The sequence below is a fragment of the Methylobacterium variabile genome, assembly GCF_001043975.1.
Classification (GTDB): domain Bacteria; phylum Pseudomonadota; class Alphaproteobacteria; order Rhizobiales; family Beijerinckiaceae; genus Methylobacterium; species Methylobacterium variabile.
Genome location: NZ_LABY01000092.1, coordinates 1 through 21,844, shown reverse-complemented (window position 1 = coordinate 21,844; position 21,844 = coordinate 1). Strand labels below are relative to the sequence as shown.

Below are 21,844 nucleotides of genomic sequence, written 5' to 3'. Positions count from 1 at the left end.
TCCTGCTCCATGACTGCGCCGGGCGCCTTCCCCCATCAAATTGCGAATATCGCAGCTATGTCAATCAAAATCGCGAAAACAGCGATTATGGCTGGCGCCGTCGGCGAGAAATGCCGGGATCGGCTAAAAACGGTGCTGCCGCCTGCCGCCCATCGCGGCCTTATGGCTGAATAAGCGGCATGAGCAGAGTTTTTTGCGATAATCGCGGATTTATGGTTTGACTTTCGCGAAATTCACGGCTGTGTTGATGGTGGCCGGACAGTCCCGGGCACGAGTCGACCGCGCCGGTGGTCCGGTCGGCCGAAGTTCTCAGAGGGGCATGACCTCGTCCGGTCAAGCATAGAGGAGGGTGGTGATGAGGCTTCGTTACCTCGCGGGGGCCGCACTCGCGTTGGCCATCGGATGCAGCGCGAGCGCGGCGGGGGCCGCCTCCGTATTCGATACGGTCAAGCAGCGCGGGTCGCTCAATTGCGGCACCGACAACACCGCCCCCGGCTTCGGCTACCTCAACACCAAGACCGGCCGCCTGGAAGGCCTCGACGTCGATTTCTGCCGCGCCGTGGCCGCCGCCGTGCTCGGCAGCCCCGAGAAGGTCAAGTTCGTCACGGTGACCGACAAGAGCCGCTTCAACGCGGTTCAGACCAACCAGGTCGATGTCGTCTTCGCCCACACCACCGTGAAGCCGGTCCGGGAATCGGCCATCGGCATCGATTTCCTGCCGATCAATTTCTACGACGGTACCGGCGCGCTGGTGAAGACCTCCGCCAATATCAAGTCGTTCAACGAGCTGGACGGGGCAGCGATCTGCACGACACAAGGCTCGGGCACGGAGACCACCCTCTCGACCTATGTGCGCAGCCGGAACTGGAAGACGACCAAGGTCCTCACCTTCGAGAACCTGGAAAAGGTGTTCGCCGCGCTGGAGAGCGGCCGGTGCGACGCGATGGTCACCGACCGCTCGGCGCTGGCCGCCTGGCGCTCGAACGCACCCAAGCCCGACGACTACGTGATCCTCAAGGACGTCCTGGCCAAGTCGCCCTTCGCCGGCTTCGTCGCCGCCAACGACTCGAAGTGGCGGAGCGTGCTGCGCTGGGTGACCTACGCGCTGTTCCAGGCGGAGGAGTTCGGGATCACGTCGGCGAATGTCGGTGAACGCCTCAACAGCGCCGACCCGTTCGAGCAAAAATTCCTGGGCGTGAAGGGCGGCTTCGGCAAGGATTTCGGCCTGCCCGACGACTTCCTGGTCACGACCATCAAGGCGGTCGGCAATTACGGCGAGATCTACGACCGCAACATCGGGCCGAAGACGCCCTACGCTCTGGACCGCACCGGGACGGCCAACGCACTCTGGACCAATGGAGGGCTGATGTACTCGCCCCCGTGGAACTGACCGCGGGCCGGAGACACGTCCGGACCCGCCCCTGAAGTCAGCACTTTCGCGGAGCAGTCCAATGATGCTTCAAGCCACCGCAGCCATCGCGACGGCCAAGCCCGTCGCCAGCGACCGGCAGCGCCTGCGCCTGCGGTTGCGGCGGCAGGCCGTCCAGGCCGCCATCGTCCTCGCCGTCGCCGCCCTGGTGATCGGCTTCGGCTTTGCCGTCCGCCGCGGACTCGCCAAGCAGGGGATCGACTTCAACTTCGGTTACCTGCTGGCGCCGGCCAACATCAACCTGAGCGAAGGGGTGACCGTCGTCTTCGATGGCGCCCGGCCCTGGCTCGACGGCTTCTCGTCGAGCGACACGAACGCCCAGGCGATCCTGGCGGGGCTGTTCAACACGCTCAAGGTCGCGCTGATCGCGGTCGTCCTGGCGACGGTGCTGGGCACGATCCTCGGGGTCGGCAAGCTTTCGACCAACTTCCTGCTCCGCAAGCTCAGCTTCGGTGTCATCGAGTTCGTGCGCAATACGCCGCTGCTGATCCAGCTGGTGTTCTGGTACTTCGCGGTGATGCTGAAGCTGCCGCCGATCGCGCAGGCGAGTGAGTGGTATGCCGGCGTGATCGCCAGCCGGGGCGGCGTCTACCTTCCGACCCTGGTTCCCGCCGCAGGCGCCACACCCGCCGCGGCGGTCGCGCTCGGCGCGGCGACCGTCCTGGCCGTCCTGGCCCTGATCCCGGTCCTCGACCGCCGCCTGCGCGCCGCCGCCCTCGCGGGGGCGGTCGCGGCGACCGCCGCCGCTGCGATCCTGGGCTTCCCCCTCGCGGTCGAGGAGCCGGTCCGCACCCGCTTCGGCGCGTCAGGAGGCATCAGCATGACGCCGGAGATGGCGGCGTTGCTGCTGGCGCTGATCGTCAACGGCGCCGCTTATCTCGCCGAGATCGTCCGCGGGGCGATCGAGGCCCTGCCCCGGGGGCAATGGGAGGCGGCGGCCGCGCTGGGCCTGTCCCGCGCTGAAACGATCCGGCAGATCATCCTTCCCCAGGTGTTCCGGATCGTCCTGCCGTCGTTCGGCAACCAGTACATCAGCCTGACCAAGAGCACGTCGCTCGGCATTGCCATCGGCTACCCGGACCTGTTCAACGTCTACGGCACGATCTCCAACCAGACCGGCCGCAACCTCGAAGGCATCCTGATCGTGATGTTGATCTACCTGCTCCTCAGTTGGGTGATCAGCGCGCTCGTCAACTTCGCCAACGCCCGGCTCGTGGCTGCGGGGGCGGGACGATGACCGCGTGGCCGCTGCGCTGGGCGAGGCGCAACCTCTTCGCCACGCCGCTGGACGGCGCCCTGTCCCTCCTCGTCATCCCCACCGGCCTCTGGCTGATCTACGCCCTGGCCGTCTGGGCCTGCCGCGATGCGCAGTGGAGCGTCCTCGGCGACAGCATGCGGGTCATGATGGTCGGCGTCTATCCGGCCGACGCGCTGTGGCGCGCCTGGACCGCGGCCGTCATCCTGGCGGCGCTGGCCGGCGCGACGGTCGGCCTCGTGGTCAAGGACGATCCTTTCGCCCTCCTCGGCGGCGCTGCGCTCGGCATCCTGGTCTGCGCGTCCCTGCTCGCCGGCCGCGACCTGGCGGATGCTGGCTGGGCCGCCGTCGCCTGCCTCGCTGCCGCCGCCGGCTGGCTGGCGATGGCCAAGCTGCCCGCAACGAGGCGCGCCCTGCCGCTGGCCTGGTTGCTCGGGTTCGCGCTGGCCGGCGGGATCTTCGCCGGGCCCGGCTTCGACGCCTGGGGCGGACTGCTCCTGAGCATCATCCTGACCATCGCCGTCTCCGCGCTGACCCTGCCGCTCGGCATCCTCCTCGCGCTCGGCCGACAGAGCCGGATCGCGAGCCTGCGCATCTGCTGCACGGCCTATATCGAGGTGTTCCGGGCGGTGCCGCTGATCCTGGTCGTGTACTGGGTCTGGATCGTCGTCCCGCTGCTGCTGCCCGACCTGTCCGTGTCCGGCGTCGTGCGCGGCGTCGTCGGCTACACCGTCTTCTTCTGCGCCTACGTCGCGGAATATGTCCGCAGCGGCCTCCAGGCCGTCCCCCGCGGGCAGGTCGAGGCCGCACGCTCCCTCGGGATGGGCACCTGGACGCTCAACACCCAGGTCGTCCTGCCCCAGGCGATCAAGGTCGTGATCCCGGCCCTCGTCGGCAACATGCTCGACATCTTCAACGCCGCCACGCTCGTGTTCATCATCGGCCTGACCGACTTCCTGCGGGCGGGACAGATGATCCTTGCCGATCCGCGCTTCGGCAACCTCACCTACGAGGTCTACGCGTTCCTGTTTCTGGTCTACTTCGCGATCGGCTCGCTGATCACCTTCACGGCTCGCAGCCTCGAAGGCAGCCTCGCGACCGGCCGCTGACGCCGCAACCCTGCCGGAGGTCACTCCCCTATGTCCCCCATCGTCACGTTCTCGGCCGTCGACAAGTTCTACGGCTCGTTCCAGGTCCTGCGGGGCATCGACCTCGAAGTGGCGCGGGGCGAGGTCGTCGTCGTCATCGGCGCCAGCGGTTCGGGGAAATCGACCCTGATCCGCTGCGTGAACGGCCTGGAGATGTATCAGCGCGGCCGCCTCGTCGTGGACGGCTACGACATGCCGAATGCCGAGGACCGGGAACTGGTGGGGGAAAAGGGACTGGCCGACATCCGCAAGGGCGTCGGCATGGTTTTCCAGCAGTTCAACCTGTTCCCGCACAAGACCGTGCTGGAGAACATCGCCCTCGCACCGGTACGGGTCAGGAAGAAGTCGCGCCACGAGGCCGAGGCGACGGCGCGGCGCCTCCTCGCCCGGGTCGGTCTGGAATCCCAGGCCGCCAAGTACCCGGCTCAGCTGTCCGGCGGGCAGCAGCAGCGCGTGGCCATCGCCCGCTCGCTCGCGATGGAGCCGCACGTGATGCTGTTCGACGAGCCGACCTCGGCGCTCGATCCCGAGATGGTCGGCGAGGTGCTCGACGTCATGCGCGAACTCGCCGCCGAGGGAATGACGATGATGATCGTCACGCACGAGATGGGGTTTGCCCGCGAAGTCGCCGACCGCGTGGTCTATATCGACCGCGGCTCGATCCTGGAGGTCGGCTCGCCCCAGGCGATCTTCGACACCCCGCAGAATGAACGGACCCAGATGTTCCTCTCGCGGGTCCTGAAGCACTGAGAACGCCTAACAGAATCATTGGATCTGGTTGAGTGTGATGATGCTGGCCTGGAGGAACGTGAAGGCCTCGTAGATGTCGGCACGGCGTTCGTAGCGGACGGGCAAGCGGCGGGCGCGGTTGAACCAGGCGTGGCTGCGCTCGACCACCCAGCGATGCCGCCCCAGCCTGTCGCTCCTCTCGATGCCACGTCGGGCAATCCGCGACGTGATCCCGCGCGCCCGGCACTCTCGGTGCCGCGCTCTCGCATCGTAGGCCTTGTCGGCGTGCAGCTTGTCGGGCCGTCGGCGCGGGCGTCCACGCCGACCCCTGCGCACAGGCGGGATCGCGTCCAGCGTCGGAGCCATGAGCGGGCCGTCGTGGCAGTTGGCGCCGGTCAGGACGAGGCCGAGCGGCGTGCCGCGCGCGTCGGTGACGAGGTGGCGCTTGGTGCCCGCCTTGCCGCGATCCGTCGGGTTCGGGCCGGTGGCAGACCTCCTTTTTTTCGCCGGCACGCTCGCGCTGTCGAGACTGGCCCGGCTCTCATCGATCTCGTCCGCCGCGTGCAGGCGTTCGAGCAGCACCCGATGCAGGCGCCGCCACACATCGGCGGCCTGCCAGTCACGCAGCCGGCGCCAGCAGCTCATGCCGCAGCCGCGGTTCATCTCGGCCGGCAGCATCTCCCAGGGGATGCCTGAGCGCAGCACGAACAGGATGCCGGTCAGGGCAGCTCGATCGTCCAGCCGAGGACGCCTGCCCTTGGAGCGAGGGGGGTGCGGCGGAAGAAGCGGGGCGAGCGCAGCCCAGAGATCGTCGGGAAGGGCGGGCGAGCCATGCCACACCAACGCCCGGCTACCCCAATCGTGCCGTTCTGTTAGGCGCTCTAAATTGGGTCGGCGAACACCAAACGGGCTCTGCGCAGACGAAGCGTTGGCCTGCCAATGCTTCGTCTGCTCAGCGGATCCGCATGGTGGAGCCCGCTTCGACGGCTCAGGGACATCGGTCGATCGAACGACCACCCCCCCCGGAAGCAGCGTCTGCGTCCGGGGGGCGACCTCGCGGGCCAGTTGATCGGGGCTGGGGATCCGGAGGTCGATCAGAAACTCATGTCAGATTGCGCTGCCCTCCTGCCAGTCTCGGCCCGCTGGCTCGTCGAGCGAGCGGGAGATCGTTGAGCTTGGTGCGGCGCCCGATCATGGTGATCGGGCGCCGGTCTCCTGTCGTCGACCGTGCCGCATGTCCTGCGACGAACCGGCAACCGGTTCGTTGGACGATGCGCGAGCAGGGTCTTAGTTCGAGCCGAACTTGTAGTTCAGGCCGGCGCGGACGACGGCGAACTCGGTCTTGGCGGCAGCGCCGCGCAGGTAGACTTCGTTCGTATCGAAGTCGTAGACGCCGCGATAGGCGTTCTTCTTGCCGTCGAGGTTCACGTAGAGGCCTTCGACCTTCAGCGTGACGGCGTTCGAGCGGAAGAAGTTCAGGAACGAGTCGGTCGGCAGGGCGTACTCGACGCCGCCGCCGGCCGCGTAGCCGGTGCGGAAGCTGTCCTTGAGCTTCTTGCTGGCGGCGAAGGCCTGGTCCTCTTCGCCCGAGCCATAGGCGAAGCCGCCGGTGCCGTAGACGAGCGTGCGGTCGAAGGCATAGCCGACGCGGCCGCGCACCGTGCCGAAATAGTCGAGGCCGTTACCGCTGGTGTAGACGGTGGCCGCGGGCGGCAGGAAGGCGAGGCCGGGAGTGCCGGTGAAGCCGTAGTTCAGCGTGCCCCGGGTGCGGCGAGCGAAGTCGACGTACTGGGCGTCGGCCTCGAAGCCAACGACGAAGCCCGAGCCCGGCGTGAACTGATAGTTGTAGCCGATCTGCGCGCCACCGGTGAAGCCGGAGTTCTTGGTCCGGTTCGTGTTGAGGGTGACGACGCCGTTGGTGCCCTCCGAATCGAACACCGATCCGGCCGGAAGGTTGTACCGGGACGTGTTGCGGCTGTTGGCGTCGAAGCCGTAGCCGGCATTCACGCCGAGGTAGAACCCAGTCCAGGTGAAGACCGGCACCGGCGTGAAGACCGGCGGCGGGGCTGCGCGACGCGGCAGGTCGGCCGCAGCGGCAACCGTGGTGAGGGCAGTGAACGCGGCCAGAGAGGCCAGGAACTTGTTCATTTGTTCAACCGAAAGTGGAGTTTCGCGATAACCACTATGCCTGATGCCGCAGAGGCATAATATGATTTTTCTGCAACACATGCTGCGGTTCTAGCTCGTTGAATTTTGATTCCTCGACGGAATCCACGGTTAAGATTTGAAGTTCATGGATATGATCCTAGGCACAAATTTTCTATATTTGAAACGATGCATATTATGCTTAGCGTCTTATTCTCCGCGCCATCCGTCTCACGGCCCATCGCCGGGCGGGGGATCGGGTTCGCCGGGTCGTGCCCGCGACGGCCGCATCCGCCCAAACGCGCCTTCGGGAACGGCGCCCCGCGGGCGGTCGGCGCCCGCGCCCCCACGCGGTGCGGTCCTGGAAACGGGACGGTGGCGAGCTTCGTGGCCGCGCCGGGAGCGCCGCAGGCTCCCGGTCCGTCCTCAGCGCGGTGTCGGCCGCCTGTCCGGCGGTGCCATCTCGAAGCCCTCGAACCGGAAGCCAGGCGCCACGGTGCAGCTCACCAGGGTCCAGGCGCCGAGGCTGGTGGCGGTCTGCTAGTGGCCGGCCGGCACCACGATCTGCGGCCGGTGGCCCCGCGCGAGGTCGGGGCCGAGGTGGCGTGCCTCGGCGTCGTGGCCGTTGGGGCTGGTGGTGACGACCAGCGGCGCCCCGGCATGCCAGAGCCAGATCTCCGTCGCGTCGACCCGGTGCCACTCCGACGTCTCGCCGACGTCGAGCAGGTAGTAGATCGCCGTCGAGGCGGAGCGCCCGTCGATCTCGCGGGGGTCCCGGAAGGTCTCGCGGTAATGCCCGCCCTCCGGGTGGGGCTTGAGGTCGAGCAGGCGAACGACCTCGGTGGCGGTGAGGTTTTGGGCTGTGAGGTTTTGCATCGGCGTCTAAGGGCGAGGGCCGTCGCTGCGCATGCGCACGGTCGACTTTACCTGACTCGGGCCCGACGGCCTGTCAGGAACGGGGGCGTCCTTCGGACATGGCGGGGCGATCGGCCGAGGGACCGCTCGGGGTGGCCGGCGGACACGCGATGTCCGGGAGCAACGTCAGCCGACGCCGTTCCGAGTGCGGCCTCAGGTCAGAAATCGACCGAGTCGCTCGGTTGGGCGATGCGCTCCTTCAGGGCATCGGACATCGGGAAGTTCAGGTTCTCGTTGCGGGGCGGGATCGGGCTCTCGAACCACTTGGCGTAGAGCCTGGCGAACGCTCCCGAGGCCATCATGTCCTTCAGGACGCCATCCGCAACCGCCTTGAGCTCCGCGTCGTCCCTCGGCAACATCAGGCCGTAGGGCACCAGGGTGTAGGTTTCGGGCAGGAAGGTGAAGGCAGCGGGATCGGCCGTGCGAGCCTTCAGGCTGGCGAGCAGGATGTCATCCTCCATGAAAGCCGCGGCCCGCCCGCTCTGAAGCGTCAGCATGGACTCGCCGTGATCCTTGGCCTGGATCACCGCGAAAGTGCCGCCCTTGGCCTTGATGCCGAACGCGAAGCCGACCGCGTTCGAGCTTTGCGTGGTGACGACGGTTCTGCCGTCGAGACCCTTCACGTCCTGGATGCCGGACGAGGTCTTGGTCAGCCATCGGGCCGACGACACGAAGATCGCAACCGTGAAAGCGACCTGCTTGAGTCGGGCGACGCTGCTGGATGTCGCGCCGCACTCCATGTCGATGGTCCCGTTCTGAATTAGCGGAATGCGGTTGGTGGAGTCGACCGGCTGGAGCCTGACCGCAAGGGTGTCGAGCTTGAGGTCACTTTTGATCTTGGCCACGACCTGCGCGCACAGATCGAGGGAGAAGCCGACCGGTTTCTGATCCACGCCGAGATACGAGAACGGGATCGAGGCCTCGCGATAGCCGAGCGTTACACTGCCGGTACGCTTGATCTTCGTCAGCGTCGGGCTCTCGGCTGAGACTGCGGTCGTGGCGAGGCTGAGGACGAGCGCGCAGGACGCTCGTGCGAAAACGCGGCCTGGGAACATGGCTTCGCTCCTCTCGACGAATGCGGACGCTTCCGGGCGTCGATCTTGGACGGGGTGGAGACGCCCCTTGCCGGGCTACCCGAGCTTCGACAGGACGGCGGTGCGGGCCTGCGGCATTGCCGGCGCGTTCCTGGCGCGGATGGCCTCGACCAGCCGGTCGATGTCCGCCGTGGTGTTGAACATCCCGAACGACACGCGGATGCCGTCTCGCTCGGGCGAGACCCGGATGCCGGTACGGGTGAAGTAGTCGAGCCACTCCGCTGCCGGCAGCGCGATGACGTAGATGTGCGGTGCGCGGTGCTCCCGCTCACGCGGGCCGACCAGGCCGACGCCGAGCCCGTCGAGACGCGCGATCAGGTCGTCGCCGAGGTCGAAGCAATGGTTCTGGATGTTCTCAATCCCGACCTGATCGATGAAGTCGAGCGCCGCCCCGAGCCCTTGGACAGCCGGCAGGTTGAAGTTGCCGAGTTCGAACCGCCCGGCGGTCGCAGGCAGGGCCATGTTGTCAGCGCGCGCGATGAAATCCGCTGGCGGGCTGGCGAGGCTCGCGGCCGCCAGATAGGCCGGCTCCAGCTCGATCCGCGTTGCGTCCCAGTAGAGCAGGCCGAGCCCCTGCGGCACGAGCAGGCCCTTATGCGTGCCCGAGCCGATGAAGGTCGCCTTCATCGCCTTGGCGTCGATCGGGACGACGCCGATGCCCTGCATGACGTCGACGACGAAGTAGAGGTCGCGCTGCGCACAAAGTCCGCCGACGCTCTCCACGTCGAACCGGTGCCCGGCGTGGAAGGTGACGTGCGACATGGAGATCGCGCGCGTCCGGTCGTCGATGTACGGCCGGAAGCTCTCCGCGTTCACCACCTCGGTCATCGGGATGAAAACGATCTCGACGCCCTTCCGCTGCAGATTGAGGAAGGCGTAGGCGTTGTTGGGATGGTCCCCCTCGATCATCAGGACCTTGTCGCCGGCCCGCAATGGGAGTGCGTTGGCGGCGATGTTCATGCTTTCGGAGGTGTTCTTCGTGAAGGCGATCTCGTGCGGCTTGGCGCCCAGGAGGGATGCGACCTTGGCGCGGGTCTCCTCCAGCCGATTGAGCCAGACCTGTTTCGGACCGGCCGTCTCGAAGCCCTCCTGCAGGAAGCGCTCGTAGGCCTCCTTCACAGGGCGGGAGAGCGGGGTCTGGAAGCCGCTGTCGAGATAGACCACGTGCTCCGCGGCCGGAAAATTCTGACGGACAGCAGCAACGTCGTAATGCTGGCTCATGATTACCTCTGTCGGCACGGACATGGCGAAGCTTCCGTACCGACAATGGCCAGATTGATCCTTCGCCAGATGTCATTTTGTTTGTTTGGCAGAATCGTTCATCCTGCCGGAAATATGATCACATCGTTTATGTGCTTCGAGGATACACGATACGCGCACAGCGTCGAGGCGACCCTTCGGAATACGAGAGTTTTGATTCCGAAAATCGAGAATTTTAGATATCTTCGTTGTCCTGCAGGATCGTCTCGGAGAGCAGGGCTGCGGCCTCCTGCAGTGGACCGATGAAGGTGTCGAGGCCTGCAAAGCCGACGCGCGCCACCGGCACCGACACGCCCAGGCAGGCGATGAGGTCGCCCGCCGGTGAAACGATGGGCACGGCGCAGCCCACGACACCCCGGACGAACTCCTCGTTCGTCTTCGCCCAGCCCCTGCGCCGCGTTTCCTCGAGACTGGCCAGCAACTCGCCGGGATCGACGATCGTCGTGGGAGTGTGGCGGGCAAGATTCATCGAATGGACCAGGCGGTGCCTCGTTTTGGCAGGCAGCCGGCTCATGTAGATCTTGCCTGTCGAGGTGCAATGCAGGGGCGCGGAGTCGCCGGGATTGAACTGCAGGCTCTGCTGTTCCTTGGACCGCACGCTGTCGACGTAGACAACCGCATGGTCGCGCACGACCCCGATCTCGCATTGCTCGCCGATCCGATCGGCCACGGCGCTCAAGACTGCCTGCCGACGCACGGTGCGGAACGCTGCCCCGATTGTCTTGGCCGAGAGCGTGACGAGCTTGCTGCCGACGACGTAGCGCTTCGTGCCGAGGGCCTTCTGGATCAGGCCCCGGTGTTCGAGATTGCCGATCAGGCGATGAGCCGTCGGCAGCGGCAGCGCGAGCCCGGCGGCGATCTCCGCGGCCGACAGGGCTTTCTTCTGCTCAGCGATGAACGTCAGGATTGCGATGGCCCGATCCAACGGCCCAGCCGGTGATCTGTCCTGTTCGTCGGCCACGATACGCCCTTTGTGCGAGTACGGCTCCGCTGCGTCCTACTATGCCGCGTGACGGGCGCGAGCCTCTCAGGCCTGACCGCCACCGCCGGCAAGATACGGCGAGGCCATGGGCCTGACTCGATCGATTGCGGACCCAACCAACCTCGTGGCACTCATGCCACGATCGCGGCGGCGGCCGGGGTGACCGGCGCGGGCTTGGGAGCCGACACGATCGCGACGGGCTCGACACACGAGCCGGGTCGGCACCGCAGCGGGCAGGTCCTTAGCGGGTCTCGCATCCAGTGTGCATCGAGGCTCCATCGCAGGGCGATCAGGTCGGCCAACGCCCGGCTCGCGCATCAGACCCGGTCGCGCCAGAGCACGGCCGCTACCTCGGGCACCTCACGCAGGGCGCCGCCATCACGGCCACAAACACGATCAGCGACGCCGCCGCAGGCCCTCTCGGGCTCGGCCCGCGCCGCCGATCATGTCCGCGCGAAGGCGCTGTGGTGTCAGAGGTCGCCGAAGGCGAGCTGGGCCGAGGCCGGGCGCTTCGCCGTCCTGCCGGCTTTCTCCTTGCCGGTCTTGTCCTTGCCGGCCGCCGCCTTGCGGGGCCGCTTCGGCTCGGCGCCGCGGATGCGCGCCTTGCCCTTGTCACGGGCCACGGCCTCCGGGGCGGCCTGATCGCCCGAGAGCCACTTGCCGCGCTTGATCACCTCGTTCACCCGGCCCTGGTTGACACCGAGCTTGAAGGCGATCTCCTGCTGGGTCATCTCCGTCGACCCGTGCAGGTCGAGGATCATCCGGGCGAGCTCCGGGGTCATCTTCCTGCCGACGATGCGCCGACCGGGCTTGACCACCCGGTTGGCGCGGTCGCGCTCGCGCAGGCGCTCGAGGATCGCCAGCGCCATCAGCATGCCGTTCTCGCGCAGGGCTTCCTCGAATTCCTTCAGCGTCGCCATGAGGACCGAACTCCGCTGTCACGCTCCGGATGGGAAACGGCGCCGGGCGGGGCTGGTTGCCGCCGTGCACAGGTCATCCACGGTTTGTGCGCGTCCTGTTCCCGGTTGGCAACCGCCCGCTGACGTCATCCACTGCTCTCGCGTGCGCGGCTCCCGCCGCGTGGACAAGGCCGGTCGCTTCGCGCATGGCTCGGCAGGTCGAGACGACCGCACGGGAGGTTCCGATGGTAGTGGAGATCGCGCAGATCGAGGTGAAGGCCGGCCACGAGAGCGCCTTCGAGGCCGGCGTGAGCCAGGCGGCGGAGCTGTTTCGCCGCGCCAGGGGCTGCCGCGGCATGGAGTTGCAGCGCTCGGTGGAGATCCCGACCCGCTACCGGCTGATGGTGCAGTGGGAGACCCTGGAGAACCACACCGTCGACTTCCGCGAATCGGCGGATTTCCAGGCCTGGCGCGCCCTGGTCTCGGAGCACTTCGCCGCCCCGCCCCAGGTCGAGCACACGGTGCTGGCCGTGCAGGGGTTCTGAACCGATCCCGGCCCCGGCCGTTCACCCTGACGAACGACCGGAGCTCACGATGACCGATGACCGGAAGCCGGCCACGCAGCCGAGAGAGGGCGAGGGCCTCGCCAACGACAGCCTCGGGGCGAGCCGCCGCCCCGCCGGGCATGGACCCGGCACCGAAGGCCGGCCCGCCGCCGGAACCCCGCAGGGCGAGCGCCCCGCCGATGAGCAGGCGCCGCGGAAGTGAGCTGCGGCGCAGGACGAAGCCGCCCCCGACCGTCGACCCGGCAATAAACTTAACTTACCCAGCACCGTCGGTGATATAGGCGCCATCCCCGATCATCTATGCAACAATCTATTCTATGATGTCCGTTTTGTAATTCGAGCTCCGTCATCGATTTAAATGCAATTTAATATAAAGCTACCTTGCACAGTATTATTTAAAAAATATCCGCCATTTATGCTTAGCGTGTTGCAAAAAAGATACATAAAATTCAAGTTCAACATGGTTAACTTGACCCGCTCTCTTCAGGGTCACGCAATCATGAAAATGTACGTCACCGCCGGCGCCGCCGTGGCAGTCTCTCTGCTCGGGGCCCATCTCGCCAGCGCAGCTGATCTTCCGGCCCGGCAAGTCGTGATCGCCCCGCCACCGGCCCCGATCCTGACCTGGACCGGCTTCTATGCGGGAGCTCATCTCGGAGCCATCCTGGACGATTCCAGGGTCAGCCTGCTGCCGTCCGGCGCCTTCCTCACTCCCGCCTTCGTGGCCGGCAACCCGCTGCGCAGCCCGAGCTTCCGCAACACGCGGGCGGACGTGACCGGTGGCGGCCAAGTCGGCTACAATCTGCAATTCAACCAGTTCGTCGTCGGCGTCGAGGCTGATGTCGGCCACGGCATTTCCACCGACACGGCCTTCAACATCGCCCTCTCGGCCCCCCTCGTCGGCCGGTTCTCCGGCACCGTCCGGAGCGAGCTGAACTTCTACGGCACGGTCCGGGGCCGCGTCGGCTACGCCTTCGAGCAGCTCCTCGTCTACGGCACCGGCGGCTTCGCGTACGGCGACGTGAAGACCAGCACCAACGTGGTCTTCTCGGCCAGCGGCGACAACTACGTCGGCAACGCGGCCCGCCTGCAGACCGGTTACACCTATGGCGGCGGCATCGAGTACAAGTTCACGCCGGCCGTCAGCGTGCGGGCCGAGTACCTGCACGTCGACCTCGGGAGCACCCGCTCGACCAGCGCCGTGCCGGCCGGCTTCGCCGCCGTGGGCGTGACTTACGACACGCGCCGCAGGACCGCGTTCGACGTGGCACGGGTCGGCCTGAACTACCAGTTCTGGACGCCCTGAGAATCGCCCTCGCGGGCCGCCTCCGCGGGCGGTCCTGCTCCCGCACGGGACGCGTGACACCGGGGCCGCTTGCGGCTACTCGCGGAAGGCGACCTTTCCTCACCCGGCACAGCACGCGTCCCATGGCCCACCGTCCCCTGCGCATCGGTACCCGCGGCAGCCCGATGGCGCTCGCCCAGACCGGGATGGTGCGCGACCGCATCGCGGCAGCCCATCCCGACCTCGCCGAGCCCGGCGCGATGGAACTCGTCGTCGTCACCACGGTGGCCGACAAGGTGCTCGACCGGCCGCTCTCCGAGATCGGCGGCAAGGGCCTGTTCACCAAGGAGCTGGAGCAGGCGCTCCTCGCCGATCAGGTCGACATCGCCGTGCACTCGATGAAGGACGTCGAGACCTGGCTGCCGGACGGCCTCGTCATCGCGTGCATCCTGGAGCGCGACGATCCGCGCGACGCCTTCCTGTCGCCGCGCGCGGGCCGCCTCGCCGACCTCGCGCCGGGCAGCCGGGTCGGCACCTCGTCCCTGCGCCGCGGCGCCCAGGTGCTGATGCGCCGGCCCGATCTCCGGATCGTCCCCTTGCGCGGCAACGCCAACACCCGGATGAAGCGGCTCGAGGAGGGCGCCTGCGACGCCACGCTGCTGGCGATCGCGGGCCTGGAGCGCCTCGGCCTCGCCGACCGGGCGCAGGAGATCCTGCCGGTGAGCGAGATGCTGCCGGCGGTGGCGCAAGGCGCGCTGGGCATCGAGTGCCGGGCCGGCGACACCGCGCTGATCGAGCGCCTGCAAGCCGTGGCCTGCCCCGCGACCACGATCGTGGTGGGGGCCGAGCGGGCGCTGCTGGAGGAGCTCGACGGTTCCTGCCGCACGCCGATCGCGGCGCTGGCCCAGATCGATGGCGACCGCCTGACCCTCGACGGGCTCCTGTTCCTGCCCGACGGCAGCGCCCACTGGGCGACGCACCGCGCCGGCAGCACCGCCGATGCCCTCGCGATCGGGCGCGATGCGGGCGCGGAGCTGAAGGCGAAGGCGGGCGAGACCTATCGGGCGAAGCTGCAATAGGCGCTGGGGACGGACCTCACACCAGCACCGGCACCGCCCGCTGCGCGCCGACGCCGAACACCCGCTTGTAGCGCTCCACCTCCTCCTCGGGGCCCAGCGCCTTGGTGGGGTTGTCCGAGAGCTTCACGGTCGGGTGGCCGTTGGCCGAGATCACCTTGCAGACGATCGAGATCGGATCGAGGCGGCCGTCCGGCGCCAGGCCGCGGAAGTCGTTGGTGAGCAGCGTGCCCCAGCCGTAGCCGATGCGCAGACGGCCGTGGAAGTGGCGGTGGATCCGCTCGATCACGTCGACGTCGAGCCCATCGGAGAAGATCGCCAGCTTCTCCCGCGGGTTGCGGCCGTGCTTGGTCCACCAGGCGATGGCCTCCTCGCCGCCCTCGATCGGGTCCTTCGAGTCGATGCGGATGCCGGTCCAGTCGGCGATCCAGGCCGGCCCGCGCTCGAGGAAGCCGGTGGTGCCGTAGGTGTCGGGCAGGATCACCAGGAGGTTGCCGGCGTAGTCGCGCTGCCAGTCGGCCAGCACCAGGTAGGGCGCGCGGGCGAGCTCCTCCTCGGTGTCGGCGAGCGCCGAGTAGACCATCGGCAGCTCGTGGGCGTTGGTGCCCACCGCCTCGATGTCGTGGCGCAGCGCGATCAGGCAGTTCGAGGTGCCGAGGAAGCTGTGACCCAGACCCTCGATCATCGCCTCGACGCACCAGTCCTGCCACAGGAAGCCGTGGCGCCGGCGGGTGCCGAAATCGGCGATCGACAGGCCCGGCAGGCCCTTGAGGCGCTCGATCTTCTCCCAGATCCGCGTCATCGCGCGGGCGTAGAGCACCTGCAGCTCGAACTTGCCCATCCCCTTGAGCACGCCGCGGGAGCGCAGCTCGTTGAGGATGGCGAGCGCCGGCACCTCCCACATCGTGGTCTCGATCCACGGGCCGTGGAAGGTGAGCACGTACTGCCCGTCCTGCTTCTCGAGCAGGTAGTCGGGGAAGCGGAAGTTCTCGAGCCAGTCCATGAAGTCCGGCGAGAACATCTGGCGGCGGCCGTAGAAGGTGTTGCCGCGCAGCCAGGTCGATTCGCCCCGGGTCAGCCGCAGGGAGCGGCAATGGTCGAGCTGCTCGCGCAGCTCGCCGGGGTCGATCAGGTCGGCGAGCCGCACCCGGCTGGTGCGGTTCTGGATCCCGAAGGTGACCGAGACGTTCCGGTGGCGCCGGAAGATCGTCTGGGCCATCAGGAGCTTGTAGAAGTCCGTGTCGAGCACGGAGCGGATGATCGGATCGATCTTCCAGGTGTGGTTGTAGACCCTGGTCGCGAGATCGAGCATCGCCCGTGCCTGCCTGACGCGGCCGCTCGGTCGAGCGGCCGGAACGCCGCCCGAGGGGGCGGCCAAGAGCGCGAAAGCGGCACGGTTCGCGGGCCGAAGTCAAGCGCCGGCCCGCGCCCACCCCCGTGGCGGCTGGCGCAATCCTCAGCGGGCGCCGAGGTCGACCGCCTTCTTCTCGGTCTTCGGCGACTCGCCCGTCACCGCCGCCTTCACGTAGCCGTAGAGGTGCAGCATCGTGGCGTTCGGGCTGTCCCAGTACTCGCCCTTCTCGGGGTGGACGCGGATTAGCGCGATCGAGGGGTCGTCCTTGCCGCCCGGGAACCAGGTCTTCAGGCCCTCGCTCCACTTGGCGTCGATCTGCGCCTTGTCGCGCACGATCTCGGCCTTGCCGGAGACCGAGACGTAGTTCTGGCTCGACGGATCGGCGTACGAGAGGTTGACCTGGCTGTCGCGGCCGATCTCGCCCGCCACGGGCGCGTCGTGCTTGACGAAGAACCAGAGGTCGCCGTTCTCGTCCGCGTCCTGGTTCCACATCGGGCGGCTGCGCAGCTGCCCGTCGGAATCGGCCGTGGTCATCATCGCGACCTTGACGTCCTTGATCATCGCGAAGAGCTTCTGCGCGCCCTCGTGGTCGCGGTGGCTGCCCTGGTGCATCGTGGTGGATCTCCCTTGAACGCGGGACGAACGGGCGCGCCCGTCCGAAGCTGCACGTCAACGGACGATCCCGGCTTTGGTTTCGGACCCGGACCGCCGAACTCGGCCGTGGATTCGGGAGCGGACCGCTCGCCGGGGCGGAGGGATGCGCCTATCTGTGCCGCCAGGGCGCCCGCGGGCGTCGCCGTGACGCGGAACGAGAGACCCCGACATGAAGATCAGCGCGCGCAACCAGCTCGACGGCAAGGTCGTCGAGGTCAAGAAGGGCGCCACCACCGCCCATGTCCGGGTCGAGCTCGCCGGCGGGCAGGTCGTCACCGCGGCGATCACCAACGAATCGGCCGACGAGCTGGGTCTCGCTCCCGGCAAGACCGTGAAGGCGGTGATCAAGTCCAGCGACGTGATGATCGCGACCGACTGACCGCGCGCCCCGATGCGGCCCGACCGGCGCTCCCTGCTCCTCGGCTCGGCGGCCATCGCGGCGGCCTGCGCCACCGCGCGCGCCGCGGAGGTCCCGCGGGACGATGCCGGCCGGGCCCTCGACGGCCTGCGCTCCCCCGTCGCCCGTGTGTTTCCCGCCGGTCCCCCGGCGGCGATCCTCCTCTACACCCTGGCGCCGGACCTGCTGCTCGGCTGGCCGCGGTCGATCCGACCGGCGGAGAGACCCTACCTGCTGCCGCAGGCGGCCGACCTGCCTGAGGTCGGGCGGCTCACCGGGCGCGGCAACACCGCCAACCTCGAATCGGTGCTGGCGCTCAAGCCCGACCTGATCCTCGACGTCGGCTCCACGGCCGAGACCTACCGCTCGCTGGCCGACCGCGTTCAGGGCCAGACCGGCATCCCCTACGCGCTCCTCGACGGGCGGCTCGCCGCCGCGCCCGCCGCCTACCGCACCCTCGGCCGCCTCGTCGGGCGCGAGGCGGCGGCCGAATCCCTGGCGGCCCTGAGCGAGCGAACCCTGACGACCGTGCGCGAGCGCGTCGCCGCGGTGCCGGAGGGCCAGCGCCCGCGGGTCTACCTCGCCCGCGGGCCCCGCGGCCTCGAGACCGCCCGCCAGGGCTCGATCAATGTCGAGGCCCTGTTGCTCATGGGTGCCGTCAACGTCGCCGGCCCGGGCGGCAGCCTGGCGCAGGTCTCGCCCGAGGACGTGGTGGCCTGGGCGCCGGAGGTGATCGTCGCCCTCGATCCCGCCTTCGCGGCGGCGGCCCGGCAGGACCCGCTCTGGCAGGCGACGCCGGCCCTGCGGACCAACCGCCTGCACCTCAGCCCGACCCTGCCCTTCGGCTGGGTCGACGCCCCGCCCTCGGTCAACCGCCTCGTCGGCCTGTGGTGGCTCGGAAAAATCCTCTACCCGGCGCAGTTTCCGGAAGACATCCGGACGATCGCCCGCGACCTCTACGGCCGGCTCTACCACGTGACGCCGGACGATACCGCCCTCGACCGCGTGCTGGCGGGAGCCCTGTGAGCACGGTCGCCCTCGTCGGCGCCCGGGCGCTGCGGCTCGGCGGTCCCTGGCTCGCGCTCCTCGCCCTGGTGCTGGCGGCAGCCCTCGCCTTCGGGGTCGGGCGCTACCCGGTCTCGCTCCTCGACGTCGCCCGGGTGCTTCTCGGCCGGCTCCTCGGCCACGCCCCGGACGTGGCTCCCGCCGTCGAGGCGGTGGTGCTGCAGATCCGGGGCCCGCGCATCGCCGCTGCGGTCCTGATCGGTGCCGCCCTGTCGGTCGCCGGCACCGCCTTCCAGGGGCTTTTCCGCAATCCGCTGGTCTCGCCCGACATCCTGGGCGCCTCCTCGGGGGCGGCCCTCGGCACGGTCACCGGCATCTGGCTCTCCCTCGGGGTGCTGGCGATCGAGGGCCTCGCCTTCGCGGGCGGGCTCCTCGCGGTGGCCTGCGTCTACGGCCTCGGCGCTGCCCTGTCGGGCCGCGATCCGGTCCTGGTGCTGGTGCTGGCCGGGGTCGTCATCGGCTCGCTCCTCGGCGCGGGCGTGGGGCTCATCAAGTATCTCGCCGATCCCTACAACCAGCTCCCGGCGATGACCTTCTGGCTCCTGGGGAGCCTGTCGGCGACGCATCCGTCCGACCTCCTGCCGCTCGCCGGGCCGGTCGTGCTCGGCACCGGGCTCCTCCTCCTGTTGCGCTGGCGTCTCGACGTCCTGTCCCTGCCGGACGAGGAGGCGCGCTCGCTCGGCCTCGCCACCGGTCCCCTGCGGATCGCTGTGGTCGCGGCCGCGACCCTCGTCACCGCGGCGAGCGTGGCGGCGGCCGGCATCGTCGGCTGGGTCGGGCTGGTGGTGCCGCATCTCGCCCGCTTCCTGGTCGGGCCCGGCTTCGGCCGGCTGATCCCGACCGCGGCGCTCCTCGGCGCCGGCACGCTGCTCACCATCGACACGCTCGCCCGCACCGTCGCCCCGGTCGAGGTGCCGCTCGGCATCCTCACCGCCTTCGTCGGCACGCCGGTCTTCCTGTGGCTGCTCGCCCGGGCGGAGCGCGACTGGTCGTGACCCTGCTCGAGGCGCAAGACCTCGCTTTCGGCTATCCGGGCCGCGAGATCGGCCGCGGCCTCTCCGTGCAGCTCGCCGCCGGCGAGGCGCTGGCGCTGCTCGGGCCGAACGGCGGCGGCAAGACCACGCTTCTGAAGACCCTGCTCGGCCTGCTGCCGCCGCGCGCCGGCGCCGTTCTGGTCGAGGGCCGGCCTCTCGCCGGCCTGACGGCCCGGGAGCGGGCGCAGGCGATGGCCTACGTGCCGCAGGCCACCGTGAGCGCCTTCGCCTTCACCGCCCGGGCCGTGGTGCTGATGGGGCGCACCAGCCGCTCGGGCCTGCTCTCCGCCCCGTCGCGGGCCGACCACGCGGCGGCGGAAGGAGCGCTCGCCCGGATGGGCATCGCCCACCTCGCCGAGCGGCCGGTGACGCGGCTCTCCGGCGGCGAGCGCCAGCTCGTGCTGGTCGCCCGGGCGCTCGCCCAGGAGCCCCGAATCGTGGTGCTCGACGAGCCGACCGCGAGCCTCGATTTCGGTAACCAGGGCCGGGTGATGGCCGAGATCCTGCGCCTGCGCGCCGACGGGCTCGGCCTCCTGTTCACCACCCACGACCCCAACCAGGCCGCCCGCTACGCCGACCGGGCGCTGCTCCTGCGCGGCGGCCGGCCCCTCGCGGCCGGCCCGGTGACCGAGATCATGGACGCAGCCACCCTCGGCCGGCTCTACGGCGCGCCGGTCGAGGAGGTGCGGGACACCGGTACCGGCGCGCGGGCCTTCCTGCCCGGATAGGCCTCAGCGCGGTGACGGCGCCAGCGCCGCCGCGCTCCTGGCGGCGCGGACGAGGCCGACGAACTCCGCCCGGTAGCCGAACGGGTCGTCGCCCCGCGCCCCGGTGGCGAGGCGCACGACGTCGTCGTAGCCGAACCGGCCCGTATAGGTCCCGCCGCGCAGGATCTCCCCGAACGCCGCCACCGCGGCGGCGAAGCGGGCTTCCTGCGGCGCCTCGGCGACGCTTCCCACCTCCCGGGACGGGTCGATCGACGCCTCGATCAGGCGGCTCTCGTCCGCGTCCGGCCGCTTGTATCGGATCGCCACGTGAGCGTAGTCGCCGGACACGGAAGCCGGGGCGGCGGGCGTCGCGCCGTAGCGCAGCTCCGGCATCACCCGCTTTCCCCCCACCGGCACCACCTCGTAGAGCGCCGTCACGGTCTGGCCCGAGCCGACCTCGCCGGCATCGACCTTGTCGTTGGTGAAGTCGTCGCGGCGCAAGGTGCGGGTCTCGTAGCCGATCAGCCGGTACTCGGCGACCGTGGCCGGATTGAACTCGACCTGGATCTTCACGTCCTTGGCGATCGGCACCAGGGTCGAGGTCGCCTCCTCCACCAGCACCTTGCGGGCCTCGTTCAGGGTGTCGATGGTGGCCGCTGCGCCGTTGCCGTTCTGGGCCAGGGCCTGCATCAGCGCGTCGTTGTGGTTGCCCATGCCGAAGCCGAGCACCGACAGGAAGATGCCGGTCTGGCGCTTGCGGGCGATGAAGCCCGTCAGCTCGTCCGGGTCGGTGATGCCGAGGTTGAAGTCGCCGTCGGTGGCGAGCACGACCCGGTTGACTGACCTGGCCTCGAAGCCCTGCTCGGCGAGCGCGTAGGCCTGGCGCAGGCCCTCGCCCCCGGCGGTGCCGCCACCGGCGGTGAGCCCCTCGATGGCACCCAGGATCTTCTGGCGCTCGCTCGCCGGCGTGGGGTCGAGCACCGTGCCGGCCCGGCCCGCATAGGCCACGATCGCGACCCGGTCGCGGGCGTCGAGCTGGGTCAGGAGCAGGCCGAGCGCCTGCTTGACGAGCGGCAGCCGGTTCGGTCCCGCCATCGAGCCCGAGGTGTCGACGAGGAAGACCAGGTTGGCCGCGGGCCGGGTCTCCGGCGCCACGGCGTAGCCCTTGATCCCGACCTGCACCAGCTTGCGCCCCTCGGCCCAGGGGCTCGGAAACACCGCGGTAGTGACCCGGAACGGCTCCTCCGGGCTCGCGGGCGCCGGGTAGGCGTAGGGGAAGTAGTTGATCAGCTCCTCGATGCGCACGGCGTTCGGCGGCGGCAGCACGTTGCGGTTCAGGCTGGCGCGCAGGAAGCCGTAGGACGCGGTGTCGACGTCGATCGAGAAGGTCGAGACCGGCGCCTGCGCCACCGCCTGGAAGCCGCTCGGCCGCAGCTCCGGGAAACGGTCGCGGCCGACGGGCTCAGGCAGCGGCACGGGCTCGGGCCGCGGCGCCGCGAGCGTCGCGACCGGGTGTCCGGGCAGCGACCGGGTGCGCGAGGCCTCGCGCTGCTGCAGGGCGGCCATGGCCTGATCCGGCGCGCGGCGCGTGGGCGCCTCGGTGAGGACGGGGGGCCGGGCCGGGACCGGCCCCCCGTCCTCACCGAGGCGCCCACGCGCCGCGCGCCGGATCAGGCCATGGCCGCCCTGCAGCAGCGCGAGGCCTCGCGCACCCGGTCGCTGCCCGGACACCCGGTCGCGACGCTCGCGGCGCCGCGGCCCGAGCCCGTGCCGCTGCCTGAGCCCGTCGGCCGCGACCGTTTCCCGGAGCTGCGGCCGAGCGGCTTCCAGGCGGTGGCGCAGGCGCCGGG

At 69.2% G+C, this 21,844-nt stretch carries 21 protein-coding genes and 1 pseudogene; 12 read left to right on the top strand and 10 right to left on the bottom strand.

Annotated elements, in window-relative coordinates; all coding sequences use genetic code 11:
• Positions 1-355: 355 nt before the first annotated feature.
• From VQ02_RS14480 to VQ02_RS14465, 4 genes are all read left to right on the top strand, one after another.
• Positions 356-1,390, top strand: a complete 1,035-nt coding sequence (locus VQ02_RS14480; protein ID WP_048444903.1) for an amino acid ABC transporter substrate-binding protein — start codon at positions 356-358, stop codon at positions 1,388-1,390.
• Positions 1,391-1,451: 61 nt separating this feature from the next.
• Entirely contained in the window at positions 1,452-2,666 is a 1,215-nt protein-coding gene (locus VQ02_RS14475; RefSeq protein ID WP_048444902.1) for an ABC transporter permease subunit, read from the top strand.
• Positions 2,663-3,793, top strand: coding sequence for an amino acid ABC transporter permease (locus VQ02_RS14470; protein ID WP_048444901.1), 1,131 nt, complete (start codon positions 2,663-2,665; stop codon positions 3,791-3,793). Before VQ02_RS14475 ends, VQ02_RS14470 begins: the two co-directional genes overlap by 4 nt.
• A 30-nt stretch (positions 3,794-3,823) precedes the next feature.
• Entirely contained in the window at positions 3,824-4,582 is a 759-nt protein-coding gene (locus VQ02_RS14465; RefSeq protein ID WP_048444900.1) for an amino acid ABC transporter ATP-binding protein, read from the top strand.
• A gap of 15 nt (positions 4,583-4,597) precedes the next feature.
• On the opposite strand, the gene VQ02_RS14460 is transcribed toward VQ02_RS14465, so the two are convergent.
• From VQ02_RS14460 to VQ02_RS14430, 7 genes and pseudogenes are all read right to left on the bottom strand, one after another.
• Positions 4,598-5,401, bottom strand: coding sequence for an IS5 family transposase (locus VQ02_RS14460; RefSeq protein ID WP_048444911.1), 804 nt, complete (start codon positions 5,399-5,401; stop codon positions 4,598-4,600).
• A 447-nt stretch (positions 5,402-5,848) separates the two neighbouring features.
• Positions 5,849-6,709, bottom strand: a complete 861-nt coding sequence (locus VQ02_RS14455; protein ID WP_048444899.1) for an outer membrane protein — start codon at positions 6,707-6,709, stop codon at positions 5,849-5,851.
• A gap of 423 nt (positions 6,710-7,132) precedes the next feature.
• Positions 7,133-7,582, bottom strand: a pseudogene (locus VQ02_RS14450) (cupin domain-containing protein).
• Positions 7,583-7,779: 197 nt separating this feature from the next.
• A complete protein-coding gene (locus tag VQ02_RS14445; RefSeq protein WP_048444898.1) occupies positions 7,780-8,676 on the bottom strand; it encodes an amino acid ABC transporter substrate-binding protein in 897 nt (298 codons plus the stop codon).
• Positions 8,677-8,751: 75 nt separating this feature from the next.
• Positions 8,752-9,936, bottom strand: coding sequence for an aminotransferase class V-fold PLP-dependent enzyme (locus tag VQ02_RS14440; protein WP_209437017.1), 1,185 nt, complete (start codon positions 9,934-9,936; stop codon positions 8,752-8,754).
• Positions 9,937-10,150: 214 nt separating this feature from the next.
• On the bottom strand, positions 10,151-10,936 hold the full coding sequence (locus tag VQ02_RS14435; protein WP_048444896.1) for an IclR family transcriptional regulator: 786 nt from the start codon (positions 10,934-10,936) through the stop codon (positions 10,151-10,153).
• Between the two features lie 491 nt (positions 10,937-11,427).
• Positions 11,428-11,877 carry a hypothetical protein gene (locus VQ02_RS14430; protein ID WP_048444895.1) on the bottom strand — a complete coding sequence of 150 codons (450 nt, stop codon included), beginning with the start codon at positions 11,875-11,877 and terminating at the stop codon, positions 11,428-11,430.
• Between the two features lie 224 nt (positions 11,878-12,101).
• Here VQ02_RS14430 and VQ02_RS14425 point away from each other — a divergent pair, with 224 nt between their 5' ends.
• From VQ02_RS14425 to hemC, 4 genes are all read left to right on the top strand, one after another.
• Positions 12,102-12,401 carry an antibiotic biosynthesis monooxygenase family protein gene (locus VQ02_RS14425; protein WP_048444894.1) on the top strand — a complete coding sequence of 100 codons (300 nt, stop codon included), beginning with the start codon at positions 12,102-12,104 and terminating at the stop codon, positions 12,399-12,401.
• A gap of 49 nt (positions 12,402-12,450) precedes the next feature.
• A complete protein-coding gene (locus VQ02_RS38190) occupies positions 12,451-12,624 on the top strand; it encodes a hypothetical protein (RefSeq protein WP_167350742.1) in 174 nt (57 codons plus the stop codon).
• 297 nt (positions 12,625-12,921) lie between these two features.
• Positions 12,922-13,728, top strand: a complete 807-nt coding sequence (locus VQ02_RS14420) for an outer membrane protein (RefSeq protein ID WP_048444893.1) — start codon at positions 12,922-12,924, stop codon at positions 13,726-13,728.
• Between the two features lie 122 nt (positions 13,729-13,850).
• Positions 13,851-14,786 (top strand): hydroxymethylbilane synthase, encoded by a 936-nt coding sequence (gene hemC, locus VQ02_RS14415; RefSeq protein ID WP_048444892.1) that lies wholly within the window; start codon positions 13,851-13,853, stop codon positions 14,784-14,786.
• Between the two features lie 16 nt (positions 14,787-14,802).
• On the opposite strand, the gene pncB is transcribed toward hemC, so the two are convergent.
• Together pncB and VQ02_RS14405 are read right to left on the bottom strand one after the other, a co-directional pair.
• Positions 14,803-16,095 (bottom strand): nicotinate phosphoribosyltransferase, encoded by a 1,293-nt coding sequence (gene pncB, locus VQ02_RS14410; RefSeq protein ID WP_048444891.1) that lies wholly within the window; start codon positions 16,093-16,095, stop codon positions 14,803-14,805.
• Positions 16,096-16,239: 144 nt separating this feature from the next.
• Positions 16,240-16,749, bottom strand: a complete 510-nt coding sequence (locus tag VQ02_RS14405; protein ID WP_048444890.1) for a pyridoxamine 5'-phosphate oxidase family protein — start codon at positions 16,747-16,749, stop codon at positions 16,240-16,242.
• Between the two features lie 211 nt (positions 16,750-16,960).
• Between VQ02_RS14405 and VQ02_RS14400 the strand changes: the two genes are divergently transcribed.
• From VQ02_RS14400 to VQ02_RS14385, 4 genes are read left to right on the top strand one after another with little or no spacing between them, the layout of a single operon-like run.
• Positions 16,961-17,170, top strand: a complete 210-nt coding sequence (locus VQ02_RS14400; RefSeq protein ID WP_048427261.1) for a TOBE domain-containing protein — start codon at positions 16,961-16,963, stop codon at positions 17,168-17,170.
• Between the two features lie 12 nt (positions 17,171-17,182).
• The gene (locus VQ02_RS14395; protein WP_053080374.1) at positions 17,183-18,214 is read left to right on the top strand and encodes an ABC transporter substrate-binding protein; all 1,032 of its coding nucleotides are present in this window, start codon (positions 17,183-17,185) and stop codon (positions 18,212-18,214) included.
• Positions 18,211-19,248: a FecCD family ABC transporter permease gene (locus VQ02_RS14390; RefSeq protein WP_048444889.1), complete on the top strand. Its 1,038-nt coding sequence runs from the start codon at positions 18,211-18,213 to the stop codon at positions 19,246-19,248. The genes VQ02_RS14395 and VQ02_RS14390 overlap by 4 nt, the downstream gene beginning before the upstream one ends.
• A complete protein-coding gene (locus VQ02_RS14385) occupies positions 19,245-20,015 on the top strand; it encodes an ABC transporter ATP-binding protein (RefSeq protein ID WP_053080373.1) in 771 nt (256 codons plus the stop codon). Before VQ02_RS14390 ends, VQ02_RS14385 begins: the two co-directional genes overlap by 4 nt.
• A 3-nt stretch (positions 20,016-20,018) precedes the next feature.
• On the opposite strand, the gene VQ02_RS14380 is transcribed toward VQ02_RS14385, so the two are convergent.
• The gene (locus VQ02_RS14380) at positions 20,019-21,560 is read right to left on the bottom strand and encodes a vWA domain-containing protein (RefSeq protein ID WP_053080372.1); all 1,542 of its coding nucleotides are present in this window, start codon (positions 21,558-21,560) and stop codon (positions 20,019-20,021) included.
• Positions 21,561-21,844 lie beyond the last annotated feature (284 nt).

Coding starts and splice junctions, on each gene's coding strand:
- VQ02_RS14470 (WP_048444901.1), top strand. CDS start 2,663: ATGACCGCGTGGCCGCTGCGCTGGGCGAGGCGCAACCTCTTCGCCACG.
- VQ02_RS14475 (WP_048444902.1), top strand. CDS start 1,452: ATGATGCTTCAAGCCACCGCAGCCATCGCGACGGCCAAGCCCGTCGCC.
- VQ02_RS14445 (WP_048444898.1), bottom strand. CDS start 8,676: ATGTTCCCAGGCCGCGTTTTCGCACGAGCGTCCTGCGCGCTCGTCCTC.
- pncB (WP_048444891.1), bottom strand. CDS start 16,095: ATGCTCGATCTCGCGACCAGGGTCTACAACCACACCTGGAAGATCGAT.
- VQ02_RS14420 (WP_048444893.1), top strand. CDS start 12,922: ATGAAAATGTACGTCACCGCCGGCGCCGCCGTGGCAGTCTCTCTGCTC.
- VQ02_RS14455 (WP_048444899.1), bottom strand. CDS start 6,709: ATGAACAAGTTCCTGGCCTCTCTGGCCGCGTTCACTGCCCTCACCACG.
- VQ02_RS14480 (WP_048444903.1), top strand. CDS start 356: ATGAGGCTTCGTTACCTCGCGGGGGCCGCACTCGCGTTGGCCATCGGA.
- VQ02_RS14430 (WP_048444895.1), bottom strand. CDS start 11,877: ATGGCGACGCTGAAGGAATTCGAGGAAGCCCTGCGCGAGAACGGCATG.
- VQ02_RS14395 (WP_053080374.1), top strand. CDS start 17,183: ATGCGGCCCGACCGGCGCTCCCTGCTCCTCGGCTCGGCGGCCATCGCG.
- VQ02_RS38190 (WP_167350742.1), top strand. CDS start 12,451: ATGACCGATGACCGGAAGCCGGCCACGCAGCCGAGAGAGGGCGAGGGC.
- VQ02_RS14405 (WP_048444890.1), bottom strand. CDS start 16,749: ATGCACCAGGGCAGCCACCGCGACCACGAGGGCGCGCAGAAGCTCTTC.
- VQ02_RS14380 (WP_053080372.1), bottom strand. CDS start 21,560: ATGGCCGCCCTGCAGCAGCGCGAGGCCTCGCGCACCCGGTCGCTGCCC.
- VQ02_RS14440 (WP_209437017.1), bottom strand. CDS start 9,936: ATGAGCCAGCATTACGACGTTGCTGCTGTCCGTCAGAATTTTCCGGCC.
- hemC (WP_048444892.1), top strand. CDS start 13,851: ATGGCCCACCGTCCCCTGCGCATCGGTACCCGCGGCAGCCCGATGGCG.
- VQ02_RS14465 (WP_048444900.1), top strand. CDS start 3,824: ATGTCCCCCATCGTCACGTTCTCGGCCGTCGACAAGTTCTACGGCTCG.
- VQ02_RS14400 (WP_048427261.1), top strand. CDS start 16,961: ATGAAGATCAGCGCGCGCAACCAGCTCGACGGCAAGGTCGTCGAGGTC.
- VQ02_RS14425 (WP_048444894.1), top strand. CDS start 12,102: ATGGTAGTGGAGATCGCGCAGATCGAGGTGAAGGCCGGCCACGAGAGC.